Here is a 15,677-nt window from a genome sequence, read left to right as displayed (position 1 = left end):
CCCAGCCCCTCTCCCACCAGGGAGAGAGGAGTGTCCTCATGTCAGGGATCCCTGTGGGCAGACAGAATGGCCTGGGCGGCCAGGTGACCGGAGAGGGTAGCCCCTTCCATGCTGTCGATGTAGTCTTGGGCGGTGTAGCTGCCGGCAAAGAAGAAGTTGGGCACAGGGGTCTTCTGCTGCGGGCGATAGGGATCCATGCCCGGCGCCTCTCGATAGAGGGAGTGGGCCAGCTTGACCACGCTGTACCAGGTCAGGTTCAGTTGCCGCGACGAGGGGAAGAGCTCGTGCACTTGGTGCAGCACGTGCTGGGCAATCTGCTCGTTGGGCATGGAGATGAAGGGATCCCCCGGCGTGAGCACGCATTGCAGCAGGGATCCCTGGCCGGGCTTGTAGTAATCGGCGGGGCTGGTGAGGGCCAGGTCGGCGAAGCAGGAGAAATCGGCATCGGCGGTGTAGAGGAGGTTGTCGATGCCAAGCGGCTGCGGGTGGTCGGCGGCGCGTCTGGCCCGGCCCTTCAGCTCCGTCACCCAGCCATCGAAGCGCAATTGCACCGTTGCCACAGGTACGGATTCCAGCTTGTAGAGGTTGTCGAACTGGGGCCACTGCCGCCACACCTGTGGGATCAGCCGTTTGGCCCCTTCCACCGCCGTTGCACACACATACACATCTGCTTCCACCCGCTCGCCATTGGCCAAGACCAGGCCGGTTACCGCGTGGGGAGGAGAGTCGCTGACTTCGATGCGGCTGACTCCCCGGCGGGTATGAACCTGGCCGCCGCGGGCTTGCAGGTAGCGGACGATGGGCTGGGTGAGGTAATTGTCCGGGGATCCCTTGAGGAGGTTGAGCTTGGAGGCATCTGTTTTGCTGGCAAACATCTGAAAAATGGTCAGCATACAGCGGGCGGAAATCTGCTCCGTATCAATGAAGCCCAGGGCATAGGCAATCGGGTTCCACATCCGCTTCAGGCTGGCCTCGGATCCGCCGTGGCGGCGGAACCAATCGGCAAAGCTCATCCGATCCAAGGCGCGAATCTGCCGCATTGCTCCTTCGTAATCCAGCAGGCCACGAATCAGAGGGCTGGTGCCCAGTGCCAGGGCGTTGCGCAGTTTATCGGCCCAGGAGAGCTGCTCTGTCGTGAAGAAGGCCTTGAGGCCGTTGAAGGGCGCTCCCAGGGGAAAGCGAAAATCAAGGCTGCCCGTATGCCCGCCGCGGTTGACAAAGGTGTGGAGGTGCTGCTTGGGCAACAGGTTCTCGTAGGCCCCCACCTTTTTCATCAGGGCAAACAAGTTGCTGTAGTTGCAGAAAAAAACATGGAGGCCCATCTCGATGTGGTTGCCCTCGGCATCCTGCCAGGAGCCCACCTTGCCGCCCACAAAGGGCCGCGCCTCGTAGATCTGCACCTGGTGCCCCGCTTCCGCCAAATCGACCCCCGTGACCAAGCCGGCCAACCCTGCTCCGATAATGGCTACCCGCATCGTGATCCCCTCAACTGAGCCCCGCCAAGGGCTGACGCAACTGCAAAGAAAGATGAACTCCTCTCATTCTGGAACAGGGATCCCTGGCTTGACAAACGACCGCAAAACTTGCCATCATAAACTTCCTGATGCGGATGTAGCTCAGTGGTAGAGCTTCTCGTTGCCAACGAGACGGTCGCGCGTTCGAATCGCGTCATCCGCTTTTTGGGCCCTCACCCCCGTCCCCTCTCCCGGAGGGAGAGGGGAGTTGTTAGCGCTTGTAGAAGGTCTCCAGGCTGTGGCGGTCGCCCACAAAGCGCCAGTGCCAGGGTTCGTAACTCACCCCCTGTGGGTTGCCGCGGGGAAAGGACAGCTCAAAGCCAAAACGAGCGGCATTCTTCTCCAGCCACCGGAAGGCAGGGGTGGTCTCAAAGGCTTCTTGCGTGTCCCATTGGGGAAACCGGGCATCGCCAATGTCGATGGCATAGCCCGTGTGATGCTCGCTGTAGCCGGGGGGAGCGCTGAGCGCCGCCCGTTCTTCCGGTCGCAAAGCCCGCGATTGGGCCAGTTGAAAAAACAAAAACTCCTGCTCCGCTATCGAGCGAAACCCAGAGATAGGGACGAGGCGGATCCCGTCGGCTTGGGCTGCTGCGCTCATGCGCAGGTAGCTCTCGGCAGCCGTCTGGCGCAGGCGCACCTCTCGACCGTGGTAGCTGCCCACCACCCGTAGGCTATCTGCGGGGGCCTCGGCATAGGCATAGTGCCCCAGCAGCGAGACCCGTCCATTCTGCTCAGTTGGCTGCGCCAGAGGGGGCTGACTGGCTTCTTCCAGAACTGGGGGATCTGCTGCTTGCCGGGATCCGGGTAACTGATCTATCCCCCAACCCGCCAAGAGCACCAACCCAACCAACACCAGCCCCAAGCCCAGGCGCAACCTCAAGGTAGCCGCCGAACCTTGCGCTTTTTCCACCGAAGTGGACTGGCGACGCGCAACCGGAATGTCGTCGTTCATGCGCAAGGGCCGGGCTCTCAGAGAAGAACCGAAAAGATTTTACAGGCCCAAGTCCGCCAAGATATCGCGGGCATGGGTTTCGGTGTTGATGTTCTGATAGACCTTGGCAATTTTGCCCTCGCCATCAATGACGTAGGTCACCCGCTTGGCGTAACCGCCCCCATCCACATCGTAGGCGCGGGCGATCACCCCACTGGTATCGACCAGTAGAGGGAAGGGCAAGTTGTACTTTTCGGCAAACTTTTGGTGAGAGGCCTGGTCGTCCATGCTCACCCCCAACACCACCACGTCTTTGCTCTGGTAATCGGCGTAGGTGTCGCGGAACCCGCAGGCCTCTTTGGTGCAGCCGGGGGTGTCGTCTTTGGGGTAAAAGTAGAGGACAACGGTTTTCCCGGTAAAATCGGCCAGAGAAACTTGGTTGCCGTGGGTGTCGGTGGTGTTGAACCCTGGAGCAATGGTGCCAACAGCGAGAACCATAGACAGGTGACCTGAAGAGTGCGAAAAAGAAGGCTGCCCCCAGCATTTTCTTCAGCCCTGGTCGTCTCTGTCAAGCGGTTGCCGGCTCTGACCCGGCTGCCCGTTGCAACTCGACCACCAGCTCTTGGAGCTCCGCCGCCAGCCTAGAAGGCAGCCGTCGCCCCAGGATCTCCGCCAGCGACCGGTAGTACCACAGGGATCCCTCTTTGCCGCCGGAGAAGCGCTCCCAGAGCCGATCGCCCAGTTGGCGAAAGTCTCGCAGGATGCAGCGGACGTTGTGCAGCTTGTCGGCGGCGGCCACCAGCAAGACCGAGGCATCTGCGCTTTCCAAGTGCTTGAGATAGGCCACTTTGCGCTCTTTCCAGTTTTCTTTGGGCTCGCCCAGGGAGCTATCGCTGTCGGTGTCTGTGCATCCCAGAATGATCTGCAGCACCCGTTCTCCAAAGTGCTCCCGCAACTCCCGTTCGATCTGGGCCCGCGGCTCGCCGCTGTAGCGGGGGCCATCCTCCAGGCTGTCGTGGAGCAGGGCGGCAATGGCCTCATCTTCGTCGGCGCCGTGCTCCAGGGCGATGGACGCCACCGCCAGCAGGTGGCTGAGGTAGGGGATCCCTGTTCCCTTGCGGGTTTGAGCAGCGTGCCAGCGGTGGGCGTAGCGCATGGCCTCGGCAAACCGCGGCGTCAACTGGGTGGACATGGGTATCTCTCCATCGAGGTTGGAAGTTGAGGGGATGGGTCAGGAATGGTCTGCTGTTGGTTGTTGATTTGATTATGGGGGCAACTGGCCGGAACCGCAGGGGTTCAGCCGCTGGCCGCCGTCTGTTTTGCCGGTAGGGGCACCGGGATCCCTGTCCCTTGCCAGGCACAGAGATCGACAAAGCGATCCGCCAGGCGAATCAGCTCCGGGTGTGTGCTGGGCCGGTAGGCGGCTACCTCCAGCCGGCAGCCTTGGCTGCGGATGTGCCGGAGGGCTGGCGCGAAATCCCCATCACCGCTCAGCAGCAGCACCGTCTCGTAGCGGGAATACAGGGTCATTAAATCCACGATCAGCTCCCCATCCAGATTGGCCTTGCGGCTGCCGTCGGCACGGGTGACGACCGGCTTGGTGACCACCCGGTAGCCCAGCTTTCTCAGCTCTGCCAGAAAACGGCGCTGGCCGAGGTTGTGCGGATCTGTACCGCTGTAGAAATGCACCTCCATCTCGGTTCGGCCCTGGGCCAGCCAGCTCAACAGTCCGGGGTAGTCGAGAGGGGATCCCGATTGCTGGGCGCTGGCGTGCAGGTTAGCGCCGTCAATAAACACCCCCAAAGCTTTGCGCGGGGAAGGGAGGGCTGGCTGGGACTCCACCTGCTGCTGCAGACGTTGCAATTGCGCCCGCATCGACTCCAGTTCCTCAGGAGTCGCCTGGGGCAGAGCATTGAGCCGCAGTTCTACAGCTTTGAGCCGCCGCTGGATCTGTTGAATGGCCTGCGTGGTGGGAGCCAGTTGCTGCCGCACCGATAAATGTGACGTAGGCCGAGCTTCGAGAGCGTCGATGCGCGCCTGTATCGCCCCCAGTTGGGTCGCCATCTGTTCCTGCTGCTGCCAGCTCTGCCCCAGCACTTGGCAAAGCTGTTCTTCGCGGCGGCGGATGGCCGGGTAAGCCGCAGCCACAGGCAAGAGACCCCAGACGACCTGGCGGGTTACTAAGGCTGTCACCCCCAAAGCCAGGGATCCCGTCCACAGCCAGGTTAGGGAGAAGGTAGAAGTCCTACCCATGCTCATAGTCAGCTCTCCTCGGTTTGGGTGAATGGGTCTGATGGTTGCCGAGATTGGATTGCGCTCACCTCAGGGATCCTTCTTGAAGAGCGGGATGCCCAGCACTCACGGAGGCATTGAGGAGCAGCAATTCAACGACTGCAGTATGTCTGCTGTTGGAAGAGGGAGCTTCCCATTGCTGGCCGGACAAGTGGGCAACTCCAGTATTGAGGGCAGACAGAAGGCGCTCCTTTTTGCCGACCAGCCCCGTGGCTTGCCCAATCTGGAGCGGCGCGAACATGAAGGGAGCGGGGTCAGTTGGGGATCTCAATGGTTACGTTGGCCAACTGCACATCGTCATAATCCACCCAGGCTCCGCCAGGCTGCACGACCGTATCACCCCCCACCGGCACCGAGATATGCAGAGATCCGCCGAAAAGGGGAATGCTGATCGGCACTTGGGGACCACGGGTAACCCTGCTGGGCTGAATCAGGGTTTTGCCGGTGCGCAGCGTCACGGTATTCCGGCCCAGGCGCAGATGCGGCAGTGGCAGAGGGATGCGCAGGCCGTCTCCTCCCAACTGGATCTGCTCCACCTCCACCCCGTTTAAAAGCACTCGCATGGGAGACATATTGGCGCCGGGGATGCGGGACTGGCCGGCCCGATAGGCAGCGGCAGTATCCAACCCAATCAGGGATCCAATCCGCAAAACCGGTGGGCGAGGCGGCAGGCGTTCCAAAGTGAAGGAGCGGGTCATCTCCACCTCTTGGGCAGGGCCGAGAAATTGGCCGGCAGCCGCCGACTCTGGAGAATATTGGTTATCGCCCAGGCGGATGACATTGGCCTCCAGCACCAAAGTCGTGTTGGGATCCCAGCGCTCCAACTGCAACTGCCAGGGCCGATCCCCCCCCGTCTGTCTGTTGCCTGTGCTCTGGGAATAGGGCAGATAGTTCTCCAGCCGCGCCACCAAAATTTCTTCTGCCGGCAGCGGCCCCGGCAGGCGAAACCGCCCCTGAGCATCGGTGCGCACCGCGATCCCTGCCCCTGGAATGGCCACCTCCACCCCGGCCAAAGGCTGGCCTGTCAGGCGATCCACCACCTGGCCAGAGTAGGCAGAATCCAACTGCACCTGTCCGGTGGGTGCATCTGTGGCCGCCTGAATGCGCTGCTGCAACACCTGCCAATCGGCTTCTGTAATCCGCCCATCCTGATCGACATCGGCAGCCCGGATCGGGTCGTCGGTCAACTCCCGTTCTCCCCGCAAATAGGCCCCCAACAGGTTGAGATCCTGCACTGTCAAACGACCATCCCCATCCAGATCGCCCGCTTGAAAGGGCTGCGCTTGGGCAGAAGACAGGCCTATCCAACCCAGAGCAAGGGATCCCAGCAGCAAGAGAGAACGGGCTAAACAGGAGACCCTAGACATGGCAACTCTCCTGGGGAAAAAGCCAGGCAGCGTTCTTCATGTTTTAACGCAATTCACTTCCTCGCAGCAGGGTTGGCCGAGCCGGTACAGAGTACTCTTGAGCGCAATTTTGCTCGCCCGCCTTTGGCTGCAGGAGCCGAAAACTTGATGGTAGGATAACCGTGGTGACTTGCTTCTCCTATGGCTCGATACTCTTGCGTTACCCAGCTTGTGGGCTCAGCCGAGCAGCTAGGCGAGTCGATTCGCGCCATCTTGGAGCGCTGCCAACTCAATGTCCTCCACAACAGCTCTGATTACTGGGTAGCCGGTGAGCCCCCCGGAAAGAATCCCTACACCAAGCTGGTAACCGTGGAAGTGTTTGTGGATCGCACCCGTCAAGCCGCCGACGGCTCTGTACAGGTAACCTGTATCGCCAAAAATGAAGAGCTGCCCCTGAGAAGCGTTAACCACTGCCAACAAACCTTTGATCGCCTGAAAGCAGAGCTAGCCCAGTTGCAAACTCAACTGCAGCTTGCTGCCCAGCAAAAAGATGCTTTACGATAACAGAGCTGAGTTTACTCTGCTCCCATGGCACGTCGCTGCCAACTCACCAACAAGAAGCGCAACAACGCTTTTGCCATCTCCCACTCCCACCGGCGCACTAAGCGCCTGCAGGAAGTCAACTTGCAGTGGAAGCGCATCTGGTGGGAAGAAGGTAAGCGGTTTGTGCGTTTGCGCCTTTCCACCAGAGCCCTGAAGACCCTCAAGGCTAAGGGAGTAGGGGCCATGGCCCGCGAGGCCGGGATCGACCTCAACCGCTTTTGAGCTTTCGACCCCCTTGTGCTTGCCGGATCCAGCCCTCACAGCAACCCGAATAGCTTACGCGACTTGGGCTGTAAACCTGCCAGCAGCGTGTTGAGGGTGTCCCGTTGGGTCAGCTCGTTGGTGCCGCTGGCCCGCTCGATTAAGAGTTTGCGCATTTCGTCCGAGAGCTTGGCGTCGGTGAAGTCGGCGCCGACAAAGCTGGCCCCTTCAAGTTGAGCTTCTTGCAGGTTGGCCCCCACCAGGAGGGCTTGGTCAAAGTTGGCATGTTGCAACTGACAACTGGCCAGGACGGCCTGGGAGAGGTTGCAGCGAAAGAGGTTGGCTTGGCAAAAGTCGGCGGCAAAAAAGTTTCCTCCCGCCAGGTTGGCAGCCACCAAGCTGGCCTCGCGAAAGATGGAATGGCTGAAGCGCCCCCCCTGAAAGCTGCTTTTGTCCAGCTTGGCAGCGGTGAAGTTGCTGTAGTCTCCCAGGGCTTGACTGAAGCTGGATCCCCGCAGATCGGAGGCGGCAAAATTGGCCCGCTCCAGCTCGGCACGGCGGAAGTTGCACAGCCGCAGATCCGCCTGCTGCATGCTGAGCGAGCGCAGGTTGGCCCGCGTCAAGTTGGCCTTGGGCATCTGGATGCGGTCGAACAGGCCCCGCGAAAGGTAGGCGCCTTCGAGGTTGGCACCCAGCAGGGAGCGCCCTTCTCGCAGGGCTGCCAGCAAGTCCCTCGTGGTTTCGATGCGAACCGGCTCGGAGGGTTGAGAAGGGGGAGCACTCACGGATGGGTTGTTCCTCACAAGCTGGGACAGAAACTCGGTCAACCTAGCCGAGGACTGAGGGCTAACTAAGGATTCCACCTATCAAGCTAACGTTTGCGCCGCTTGCCGAGGTTAAGAGGATGTTAATAAAGCCAGTCCTGCTGGGTTGCGGGTAAGGAACAATCGGCTCCGATTTGTTGCATACTCGGGGCAGCGTTTCGTTAGTGAACCCCACCTTCCATGCAGGTAGCTTTCATTGTCGATCCGTTGCCCCAGTTGCAGGTGGGCCATGACACCAGCGTTGCTCTGATGGAGGCGCTGCAGAGACGGGGACACCGCATCTTTTGCTTGGGACTGGCCGATCTCTACTGGGATCAAGGGGAAACCTGGGCCGCCGTTGAGGAAATTGCCTTGGATCCGGCAGCAGATCCCTGGTACGAGGTCAAAGAACGGCGGCTGTTGCCCTTGAGCCAAATGCAGGCGGTGTGGATGCGCAAGGATCCGCCGGTGGATACGGCCTATCTCTATGCCACTTACCTTTTGGATCGCCTCTCCCCCAGCCGCACGCTGGTACTCAATCATCCTGCTGGGATCCGCTCGGCCAACGAAAAGCTCTACGCCCTGCAATTCCAAGAGTGGATCCCGCGTACCTGCGTCAGCAGCAGCAAACACCTGCTGCGCCAATTCGTCGAGGAGATGGGGCAGGCGGTGCTCAAGCCCTTGGGTGGCAAGGGTGGGGAAGGGATCCTGCGGGTCAGTGCCGGGGATCTGAACCTCAATTCTTTGCTCGAGCTGAGCACTCAATTTGGCCAGCTACCCGTGATGGTGCAAGAGTATTTGCCAGCAGCAGCGATGGGAGATAAGCGCATCTTGTTGCTAGAGGGAGAACCTTTGGGTGCCGTCAATCGCATCCCTGGGGAGGGAGATTTTCGCGGCAATGTGGCCGCCGGCGGTCGGGTAGAAAAAACCAAGATTACCGAAAAAGAACGGGCTCTCTGCGGGTCTTTGGCACCGGTGCTAAGGCAGGAGAAGCTCTATTTTGTTGGGATCGATGTTATCGGAGAACGACTAACGGAAGTGAACGTGACCAGCCCGACGATGCTTCGAGAGATCTCTCAATTGGAAGGAGTTGATCTGGCAGACCAAGTGGCCCAGTGGCTGGAGAAGAAGGTACCTCTCGAGAAGTAAAAAGCCCCACAAGGGGGCCTAGTCGCGACCAGTCAGCGACCTATAAAACTCTAGAGCACTATAAGGAAGGGCTCCATAAACAAGCTGTATTGAACACCGCATTGAGCACAGTTCTTAGAATCTCAGAAAAAAGGTCAGATCCGCGCAGCCGTTATCTTTTTTTTAGATTTTCTGGCGTGAAGCTAACCTCAAGACCCTCCGGTTCTGCTGGGGCGAGCTTTGAGTTGCTGCTCTTGTACAGGGGGTTAGGAGTCTGCCGGCGGCCTTTCTCGTCCAACCCAGCGCCAGGTGGTGGGCAGCAGGGCTGCTGCCAGCCCGCACTTCACCAGGTCTCCTGGTATAAAAGGGAAGACCCCTTTGTTGAGCACTGCCAAGAGAGAGGTGGGGCCGACATTCTCGTTCAGCCATACCCCCAGCCAGGTGGCTCCCAGGACGTAGATCAAAGCCGAGCAGGAGAGCATAGCCGCCGCCATCTTCCAAGGGTCGCGATCCACCCCCCAGCGCTCCACAAACCAGCCCATCAGCCCAGCAGCCAGGGGAAAAGCTAGCAGGTAGCCCCCCGTCGCTCCGGCTAGGTGTTTGAGCCCAGCTCCGCCGCCGCTGAAGAAGGGCAATCCCAAAAGCCCCTCCAGCAGATACAGCAGCAAGGCGAGAAAGCCCAGCCTGGCACCAAAGCCTGCTCCCACCAGCATCACGCCAAAGGTTTGTCCGGTAATCGGTACCGGCGTGAAAGGCAAAGGGATCCGCACCTGAGCCAGGGCCGCTACAAATAAGCTGCCTCCCACCACCAGCAGCAAGTCTCGAACGCGGGAAGGGCGAGGCAGCAGGGTTTGCGCCAAAGGTGTGTGAACAAAAGTTGCAGTCATAGGCTACTCGAAAGACTGAGATACAAGGGATAGCAACCCTCTGCCGGGATCTGCCGGCTATCGCAAAAAGTTTTGGTTAGGGATCCCGATGGCATTGCAGCGATTGGCCGGCAAAAGGGCTGCATCCCGTGCAGTATACCGTAACCGGCGGATCCCGCACCTAGGCACTAGCTTTATCAATAAAAATAAAATTGGGTCTAGAGAAACAGTCTGTGCAGTCGGCCTTGCGGGGAAACCCTATTGTTGGGAATAACCAGAAAAGTCCAACGGGAGAACCGTACCGAGCCCGCTGCAGCTGCACAGCCCCCCAACTCAAAACCCAAAAAAAGACTGGCAGTGTGAGGTCTGCCAGTCTGAGCAGTTCCCTGTGAGTGAGCTGATGCCGTCGTTGCCAACGTCTTCAACCCGATCCCCAGTTTGTGTCGCTTCTTGCCATCTGGAAGTGATTTAGATCACCTGAGACTTGGGATCTTCAGCCTCGGCGAGCCCTTACAGAGGGAACACCTCAAAACAACGGCAACTGCTCCTCTTGCGCCGGGGCAGGCTCCTCCCAATTGGGATCCCAGTCCTGTGAGGGATCCGCGGCTTCTGCCAGCAGCTGACGGGCGGCGGCCAGCAACTCGTTGTGCAAAGGGGCCAGATCGCTGCGGTCGGCCAGATACTGCTCCAGAGCCGTCAGGGGCTCAAGTCGGCTGGGATCCAAGCCCGGCAGACGGATGCGGCCGGGGCCGATCACTTCCGGAGTGATGGTATAGCTAAAGGCAGGGGCGAGAGCATTGTGCAAAGCCCGCTCATCGACGCAGTCGAGCTGGTCGGGGCGTAGGCGGTAGATCAACCGCAGGATAGAGCCGGCCACCGGCGCCTTGGCGATGGCGGCCAGCAGTTTGGCCTGCACCTGCTGGGGCGGATCGGCGCTCAGATCCAGGCGGATGGTGTGAAAGGTGCGGGTGGGCAAGGGCAAAAATTCGTAGCTCGCACCTGTGGGGGTGACTTCGACCAGCACACAACCTTTTTCCTCTTTTTCCTCGCCAAAGTCCACCCGCTCAATACTGCCGGGATAGATCACCAAGGGATCCCGACACAGCACCTGATGGCGGTGCACATGCCCTAGGGCAACGTATTGGTAGGCAGGCCGCGCCAGCAGCGAGAGGGGTACCGTAAATCCTTTACCCACCGAAAGATGCCGTTCTGCTCCGTAGCGGGCCGTCTCTACCATGACGTGAGCCAGCAAAATCGCCGGGATCCCCGGCTGCAGGGTGCGGACCTCCCCCTCTAGGGCCAGATGAAGACGCTGCAGGAGCTGATGGGCGAGGATTTCCCCATCCAGTCCCAAGCTCTCTTGTTGCGTGAGCAGAGCGGAGCGGTTCAGCCAAGGTAAAGTCGTCACCTGCACCGGGCCGCTGCGAGTTGCGATCCGATGAGTTTGCAGCCTGTCTCCCACGATAAAGCCTGCAACCCCCAAAGCGCGGTAGATGGCCAGGCTGTTGCCCTCTTGCCCTTGCCCATACTGGTCGTGGTTGCCCACCAACAGGACGGTCGGGATCCCGGCATCGGCCAAGCGGCGAAATTGTTGGGCAAAAAGCTCTTGGTGGAGGGGGGGTGGTGTTGCATCGGGAAAAGCATCACCCCCGAACAACACCAGATCCACCGCTTGGTTGAGCGCATGGTCAATGCACAGGCGCAAAGAAGTCACAAAATCTTCTAAACGGGTGTTCAATCCAGTGGCCGGGTTGATGTGACCATGGGCAAGGCTGCTGCCCAGATGAACGTCCGAAAGATGTAGCAGCCTCACCATCTTGGATACTCTTGGAGTCTTTGAAGCCCTCTCATCTGTTGGGATCAACCTTGCCGTTCGCGTTAGCGGAGCCGAGTCCTTTGCTTGCCTGGCCTCCCAGATCCAGAGCTAGGAATCTTGGCTCAAGCTTGTCGGCGGGGTCTGGCTCGATCCAAACGCAAGGGCCGGCCCATGAACTCCTGCCCGTTAGCACTCTCGATGGCTTCATCTTCCTCGGCCTCGGTTGCCAGATCCACAAACGCGAAGCCTCTTGTCTGACCCGTTTCCCGATCTATCGGGATTGTAACCGACTTAACGTTCCACCTCTGCTGGAAGAAAGCTGCTAGTTCTTCTGTTGAGGCTTTATAGTTCAGGTTTCCCACAAAAATGGTCATAGCAATTCAAGCAAAGTAAGGCACCAATCAGCAAGAGGGGCAACCAGGCTCCAGGGTAATTCACTTCTATCATGGAGACTTACCGAATCGCACAACATGAAAGGATGTAAAGGGATCCCTGCCGGAAAATCCTCCCGCTTCCTGGTCCAAAATCTACCTTTGTCAAACTTTACAGGCCTGTACTCTCCCTGCCACCGGGTTGAATTCCTCTGCCCTCGCCTCAGCCAAACTCAGGCACCGCCGGGATCCCGCACCTTGCCATGTTGTTGCAATTTGTTAAGATGTGTATTAGATTGCTTGCACTACCTGGCCGGATCTGCGCTGTTGCAACCCTCTGCAGATCCCTAAACCTGAGCACCCTGAGGTGATAATGATGGACGAAACGCTAGATCTCTCCTTGGAGCAGCAATTTCGCCAGCGGGCTTTCGAGACCTTGGTTTCTCGGATGAGCCACGAGCAGGCCAAAGACATCTTGGTTAAACTGCACAAGCAAATGCTGTTGCAGGAAGCCACTTACCGCCAACTGCTGCGTCATTCCCTCAGCGCCTGATGCACGCCCTTTCGCTTCCCACTTGGTGGATTCACATCGCCAGTGTCTTGGAGTGGAGCGCTGCCATTGTGCTTGTGTGGCAATTTGGGGGGCGGGTGGGCCGGCCCGAGTGGCGAAGTTTGAGCTGGGCAATGCTGCCCGCTTTGCTGGGGGCGATGTGCGCGATCACCTGGCACTGGTTTGACAACGACCCCAATTTGGACTGGGTGGTAACTGCCCAGGCCAGTTTTACTTTAATCGGCAACTGTACGCTGGCCTGGGCTGCTTACCACATTTGGCGGGCTGAGGCAGCAGATGCACCTTCACGGGAGGGGGAGCCCGACTGAGCGATGAACAGTTTGTTTGCCCTCTCCTTGTTTCCTTACTTGGTCTTTTTGTTCTTCCTGTCGCGGCTGCGCCGGATCCCGCGGCTGGCCCTGACTGGGTTTTGGCTGCTGCTCCTTTTTGTGGCCATCAGCATCCCGGCAGGGCTGTACGCTCAGGTTCACTACGGCACTTCTCTGGCCAACGTGGATCCCTTGCATGGGGGGGCAGAGGCTTTTCTCACCCTCTCCAACATTTTGGTGGCCTTGGGCTTCAAGCAAGCCATTGACCGCCAGGGATCCCCAGAGGCTGGGGACGGCAGCTCTGAGTTGTAGTCATTGCAAACGAGCCTGAGCCAGTCTTTCGACCTGACACACTGCCGAGCCCAAGCGCTCCGCGCCGCTCACGCGACCACCCCCAGCCCCTCTCCCAGAGGGAGAGGGGGGCTGAGCGGCAGACGAATCGCCTCGGCACGGCATGAACCGAATGTAAAATGGAAGTCTGGACTGGACGTCTGCTGTTGTTTATTCTGAGAGACCTGCCGGATGGTGGCCACTCTTTCTGTCCCCAAAGTGAAGCTCAAGCATCCGCCCCTGCGCATCTATCGCATGGGCGACAAGGTGCTGCGGCAGCCGGCCAAGCGTGTCAGCCAGGTCAACGATGAGATCCGCCAGCTTGCTCGCGACATGCTGCAGACCATGTACAGCTCGGATGGGATCGGTCTGGCGGCTCCGCAGGTGGGCATTCCCAAGCGCATGATTGTGGTGGATCCCCATCCCGACAAGCCGGAGGTGCCGCCGCTGGTGCTGATCAACCCGGAGATCCGCGAGTATATTGGCGAAGCAGTTGCCGGGCAGGAGGGCTGCCTGAGCATTCCGGGGGTATTTTGCGAGGTGATGCGCCCAGAAGGGATCGTGGTTTCGTTTAAAGATGAAACCGGTCGGCCCCGCACCATTCGAGCTGACGATTTGCTGGCGCGGGTGATCCAGCACGAAATCGATCACCTCAATGGTGTGCTGTTTGTGGATCACGTGGAAAACGAGCTGCTGCTGGATCAGGAGCTGCGCAAGCACGGCTTTCAGATGCAGGATGTACAGCGCAAAGGCAAGCCCTCTGTCGCCTCTCGCTGAAGCCCTGGCAAAGTTTTCACGTCTTAGTTTGTGTTGGTTTAGTGCTGCAGGCGCTGAGCCAAGAGCTGCTCCTCTAGGGCGGCGATGCGGTTGTAGGCAGCGGTTAATTGGGCACTCAGTCGCTGGACTTGGGCTTCTGGGGCAAGCTCGTGTCCCATGCTGCGGCTGCTTACCACGGTGGGTTCATCATCCAACAGGAAGTTGTGGCTGCCATCTTCCACCAAGTCTGAGATCAGAACGCTATAGCGGGAGGGGGCGGGGACATTTTTTTTAGCCTCCTGCTTTGCCAGAAGAGCAGCTGCCACCTGCTCCGGCATCCGCTCGATGGCAGCTTTCAGCTCCTGTATTTGCGACTCCAGACGCTCAAGATAGTGCTGCACTGCTTCGCTCATAGCTGCCCCAGTTTGACTCTTTACTTTTATTGAAAGAGATAAGTTCTCGCTTCTCCCCTTCTTCCCCTAGATCATTTAACGATTACGCAGTTGGAGAACTAAACGTCGGCTTCAGGAGTTTGCCCTAGCAAGCCAGTCCTGCTGGTTGGCGTCGGCCACAATTGAGATAGGCTCTCTCCAAAGTTTTTTCCAGAGCAGGTTTCTCTCTATTTCCAGACAAAAAATGCAGGATGCGGTTCTCCCCTTTCCCCAACAGGGCTATACCTTGCCCGTGTTTGCGGTGGCTGCTGCTAAGGCTGCTCTCCACCGTCTCATCGGGATCGCTTTGGAGCAGGACGGCGCTCATCCTGTCATTGCCGTGCAGGTGGAGCCTGAGGCGGGATCCGCTGCCGGCTGGGTCAGGATCCCGGTAGAGCAGGTGGCAGCTTTGTCGGAGAACACGGCTCTGGCCATTACCCGCTCGGATCCCGGCCCTCACCTGGATCTCACCCGCAACACACCGGTCTGGGCCTGGGTGAGCTTGGAGGAACGGGATCCCACCGCTCTCCCTTTGCTCCTGGAAGCGGGGGAGGGGCTGGGGCGGCACGCCGACGGCAGCCCGGCCATCTATGCCTACGCCCGGCGCCTGTTTGAGATCAACCTTTTGTCTGGGATCCCAGAGGGTTATCGGCTGCGGGTGCGCATCATCTTGCCGGAGGGAAAACTCTTGGCGGAGCGGACTTCCAATGCGGCGTTTGGGGTGCTGGAAGGACTGGCTCTTTTGGGGACACGGGCGGAGGTGGAGCCTTCTGCCGGCGCCGAGAGCCTGGAGCGGGCCCGCTGCGAATTGCAGCAGAAGTTGGAAAAGCACAGGCATCTGGCCTTTTGCGTGGGTAGCCATGGGCAGCAGGTGGCCTTGAGGCAAGGGATCCCGGCGGAAGAGATTCTACTGGTGGCCAATTGGATCGGGCCGCTGCTGGTGGAAGCAGGGTTGCGGGGGGCGGAGTCGGTTCATTTGATCGGCTACCACGGCAAGCTGATCAAGCTGGCAGGGGGCATCTTCACCACTTCCAGCCATGTGGCCGATGCCCGCCTGGAAATCTTGATGGCAGCCCTCATCCGCTGCGGGGGAACAGCCGAACAGGCGCGGCAGGTGCTAGAGCTAAGGACGGTGGAGGCAGCGGTGCAGTATCTGAAGGAGCTGGGCTGGGCAGAGCCGGTGCTGCAGGAGTTGACTCGACAAATCCGCCAGCGGGCAACAGCCTATGTGCAAAAGTATGCTGCTCGATCCCTGCCGGTGCAGGTAACCCTGTTCGATCGGCAGGGCCAGGTTTGCGCTCAGGTTGGGATCTCCTCCCCAAGCCCTTGATCCCTGCTGTTGTTCCTCACCCCCAGCCCATCTCTCTAAGGCGAGCCCAAGCGCTCCGCGCCGCTAGCGCGACCACCCCC

The 15,677-nt window shown here is 59.5% G+C and carries 19 protein-coding genes and 1 tRNA gene; 9 read left to right on the top strand and 11 right to left on the bottom strand.

Features of this window, described 5'->3' with window-relative positions; all coding sequences use genetic code 11:
* Positions 1–41: 41 nt before the first annotated feature.
* The gene (zds, locus tag NW853_RS12540; RefSeq protein WP_414335013.1) at positions 42–1,475 is read right to left on the bottom strand and encodes a 9,9'-di-cis-zeta-carotene desaturase; all 1,434 of its coding nucleotides are present in this window, start codon (positions 1,473–1,475) and stop codon (positions 42–44) included.
* A 130-nt stretch (positions 1,476–1,605) separates the two neighbouring features.
* Between zds and NW853_RS12535 the strand changes: the two genes are divergently transcribed.
* Positions 1,606–1,677, top strand: a tRNA-Gly gene (locus NW853_RS12535).
* 48 nt (positions 1,678–1,725) lie between these two features.
* Here NW853_RS12535 and NW853_RS12530 read toward each other — a convergent pair.
* The 5 genes from NW853_RS12530 to NW853_RS12510 all read right to left on the bottom strand — a co-directional run bounded on the left by NW853_RS12530 (position 1,726) and on the right by NW853_RS12510 (position 6,104).
* On the bottom strand, positions 1,726–2,466 hold the full coding sequence (locus tag NW853_RS12530) for a D-alanyl-D-alanine carboxypeptidase family protein (RefSeq protein WP_414349162.1): 741 nt from the start codon (positions 2,464–2,466) through the stop codon (positions 1,726–1,728).
* Positions 2,467–2,505: 39 nt separating this feature from the next.
* On the bottom strand, positions 2,506–2,943 hold the full coding sequence (locus tag NW853_RS12525; protein ID WP_414335015.1) for a peroxiredoxin: 438 nt from the start codon (positions 2,941–2,943) through the stop codon (positions 2,506–2,508).
* Between the two features lie 70 nt (positions 2,944–3,013).
* Entirely contained in the window at positions 3,014–3,637 is a 624-nt protein-coding gene (locus NW853_RS12520; protein ID WP_414349161.1) for an HD domain-containing protein, read from the bottom strand.
* Positions 3,638–3,741: 104 nt separating this feature from the next.
* On the bottom strand, positions 3,742–4,704 hold the full coding sequence (locus tag NW853_RS12515; RefSeq protein WP_414349160.1) for an NYN domain-containing protein: 963 nt from the start codon (positions 4,702–4,704) through the stop codon (positions 3,742–3,744).
* A 287-nt stretch (positions 4,705–4,991) separates the two neighbouring features.
* Complete coding sequence (locus tag NW853_RS12510; RefSeq protein WP_414349159.1) at positions 4,992–6,104, bottom strand: dockerin type I domain-containing protein; 1,113 nt, start codon at positions 6,102–6,104, stop codon at positions 4,992–4,994.
* Positions 6,105–6,284: 180 nt separating this feature from the next.
* Here NW853_RS12510 and NW853_RS12505 point away from each other — a divergent pair, with 180 nt between their 5' ends.
* Together NW853_RS12505 and rpmB are read left to right on the top strand one after the other, a co-directional pair.
* Positions 6,285–6,647, top strand: coding sequence for a hypothetical protein (locus tag NW853_RS12505; protein ID WP_414335020.1), 363 nt, complete (start codon positions 6,285–6,287; stop codon positions 6,645–6,647).
* Positions 6,648–6,671: 24 nt separating this feature from the next.
* On the top strand, positions 6,672–6,908 hold the full coding sequence (rpmB, locus tag NW853_RS12500; protein WP_414335021.1) for a 50S ribosomal protein L28: 237 nt from the start codon (positions 6,672–6,674) through the stop codon (positions 6,906–6,908).
* 35 nt (positions 6,909–6,943) lie between these two features.
* Here the strand turns inward: rpmB and NW853_RS12495 are convergent, their stop codons facing one another.
* Positions 6,944–7,672: a pentapeptide repeat-containing protein gene (locus tag NW853_RS12495; RefSeq protein ID WP_414335022.1), complete on the bottom strand. Its 729-nt coding sequence runs from the start codon at positions 7,670–7,672 to the stop codon at positions 6,944–6,946.
* A gap of 219 nt (positions 7,673–7,891) precedes the next feature.
* Here NW853_RS12495 and gshB point away from each other — a divergent pair, with 219 nt between their 5' ends.
* Positions 7,892–8,839 carry a glutathione synthase gene (gshB, locus tag NW853_RS12490; protein WP_414335023.1) on the top strand — a complete coding sequence of 316 codons (948 nt, stop codon included), beginning with the start codon at positions 7,892–7,894 and terminating at the stop codon, positions 8,837–8,839.
* 245 nt (positions 8,840–9,084) lie between these two features.
* Here gshB and NW853_RS12485 read toward each other — a convergent pair whose 3' ends face one another.
* The 3 genes from NW853_RS12485 to NW853_RS12475 form a co-directional block, all read right to left on the bottom strand.
* Positions 9,085–9,705, bottom strand: coding sequence for a biotin transporter BioY (locus NW853_RS12485; RefSeq protein WP_414335025.1), 621 nt, complete (start codon positions 9,703–9,705; stop codon positions 9,085–9,087).
* Positions 9,706–10,210: 505 nt separating this feature from the next.
* Entirely contained in the window at positions 10,211–11,500 is a 1,290-nt protein-coding gene (sbcD, locus tag NW853_RS12480) for an exonuclease subunit SbcD (protein ID WP_414335026.1), read from the bottom strand.
* A gap of 122 nt (positions 11,501–11,622) precedes the next feature.
* Positions 11,623–11,874, bottom strand: coding sequence for an RNA recognition motif domain-containing protein (locus NW853_RS12475; protein ID WP_414335027.1), 252 nt, complete (start codon positions 11,872–11,874; stop codon positions 11,623–11,625).
* Positions 11,875–12,244: 370 nt separating this feature from the next.
* On the opposite strand from NW853_RS12475, the gene NW853_RS12470 reads away from it, so the two are divergent.
* The 4 genes from NW853_RS12470 to def all read left to right on the top strand — a co-directional run bounded on the left by NW853_RS12470 (position 12,245) and on the right by def (position 13,857).
* A complete protein-coding gene (locus NW853_RS12470) occupies positions 12,245–12,424 on the top strand; it encodes an NblA/ycf18 family protein (RefSeq protein WP_414335028.1) in 180 nt (59 codons plus the stop codon).
* Positions 12,424–12,750, top strand: a complete 327-nt coding sequence (locus tag NW853_RS12465) for a DUF2499 domain-containing protein (protein WP_414335029.1) — start codon at positions 12,424–12,426, stop codon at positions 12,748–12,750. The genes NW853_RS12470 and NW853_RS12465 overlap by 1 nt, the downstream gene beginning before the upstream one ends.
* A 3-nt stretch (positions 12,751–12,753) precedes the next feature.
* Positions 12,754–13,062, top strand: a complete 309-nt coding sequence (locus NW853_RS12460) for a DUF3593 domain-containing protein (protein WP_414335030.1) — start codon at positions 12,754–12,756, stop codon at positions 13,060–13,062.
* A gap of 210 nt (positions 13,063–13,272) precedes the next feature.
* A complete protein-coding gene (gene def, locus NW853_RS12455; protein WP_414335842.1) occupies positions 13,273–13,857 on the top strand; it encodes a peptide deformylase in 585 nt (194 codons plus the stop codon).
* A 38-nt stretch (positions 13,858–13,895) separates the two neighbouring features.
* On the opposite strand, the gene NW853_RS12450 is transcribed toward def, so the two are convergent.
* A complete protein-coding gene (locus NW853_RS12450; RefSeq protein ID WP_414335844.1) occupies positions 13,896–14,249 on the bottom strand; it encodes a hypothetical protein in 354 nt (117 codons plus the stop codon).
* Between the two features lie 223 nt (positions 14,250–14,472).
* Here NW853_RS12450 and cbiD point away from each other — a divergent pair, with 223 nt between their 5' ends.
* Positions 14,473–15,597, top strand: coding sequence for a cobalt-precorrin-5B (C(1))-methyltransferase CbiD (gene cbiD / locus NW853_RS12445; protein ID WP_414335846.1), 1,125 nt, complete (start codon positions 14,473–14,475; stop codon positions 15,595–15,597).
* The last annotated feature ends 80 nt before the right edge of the window (positions 15,598–15,677 follow it).

It is taken from the genome of Synechococcus sp. H55.11, from assembly GCF_047462475.1.
Taxonomy (GTDB): domain Bacteria; phylum Cyanobacteriota; class Cyanobacteriia; order Thermostichales; family Thermostichaceae; genus Thermostichus.
The sequence above is the reverse complement of the archived record's forward strand: the minus strand, read 5'-3'. Positions and strand labels throughout refer to the sequence as shown.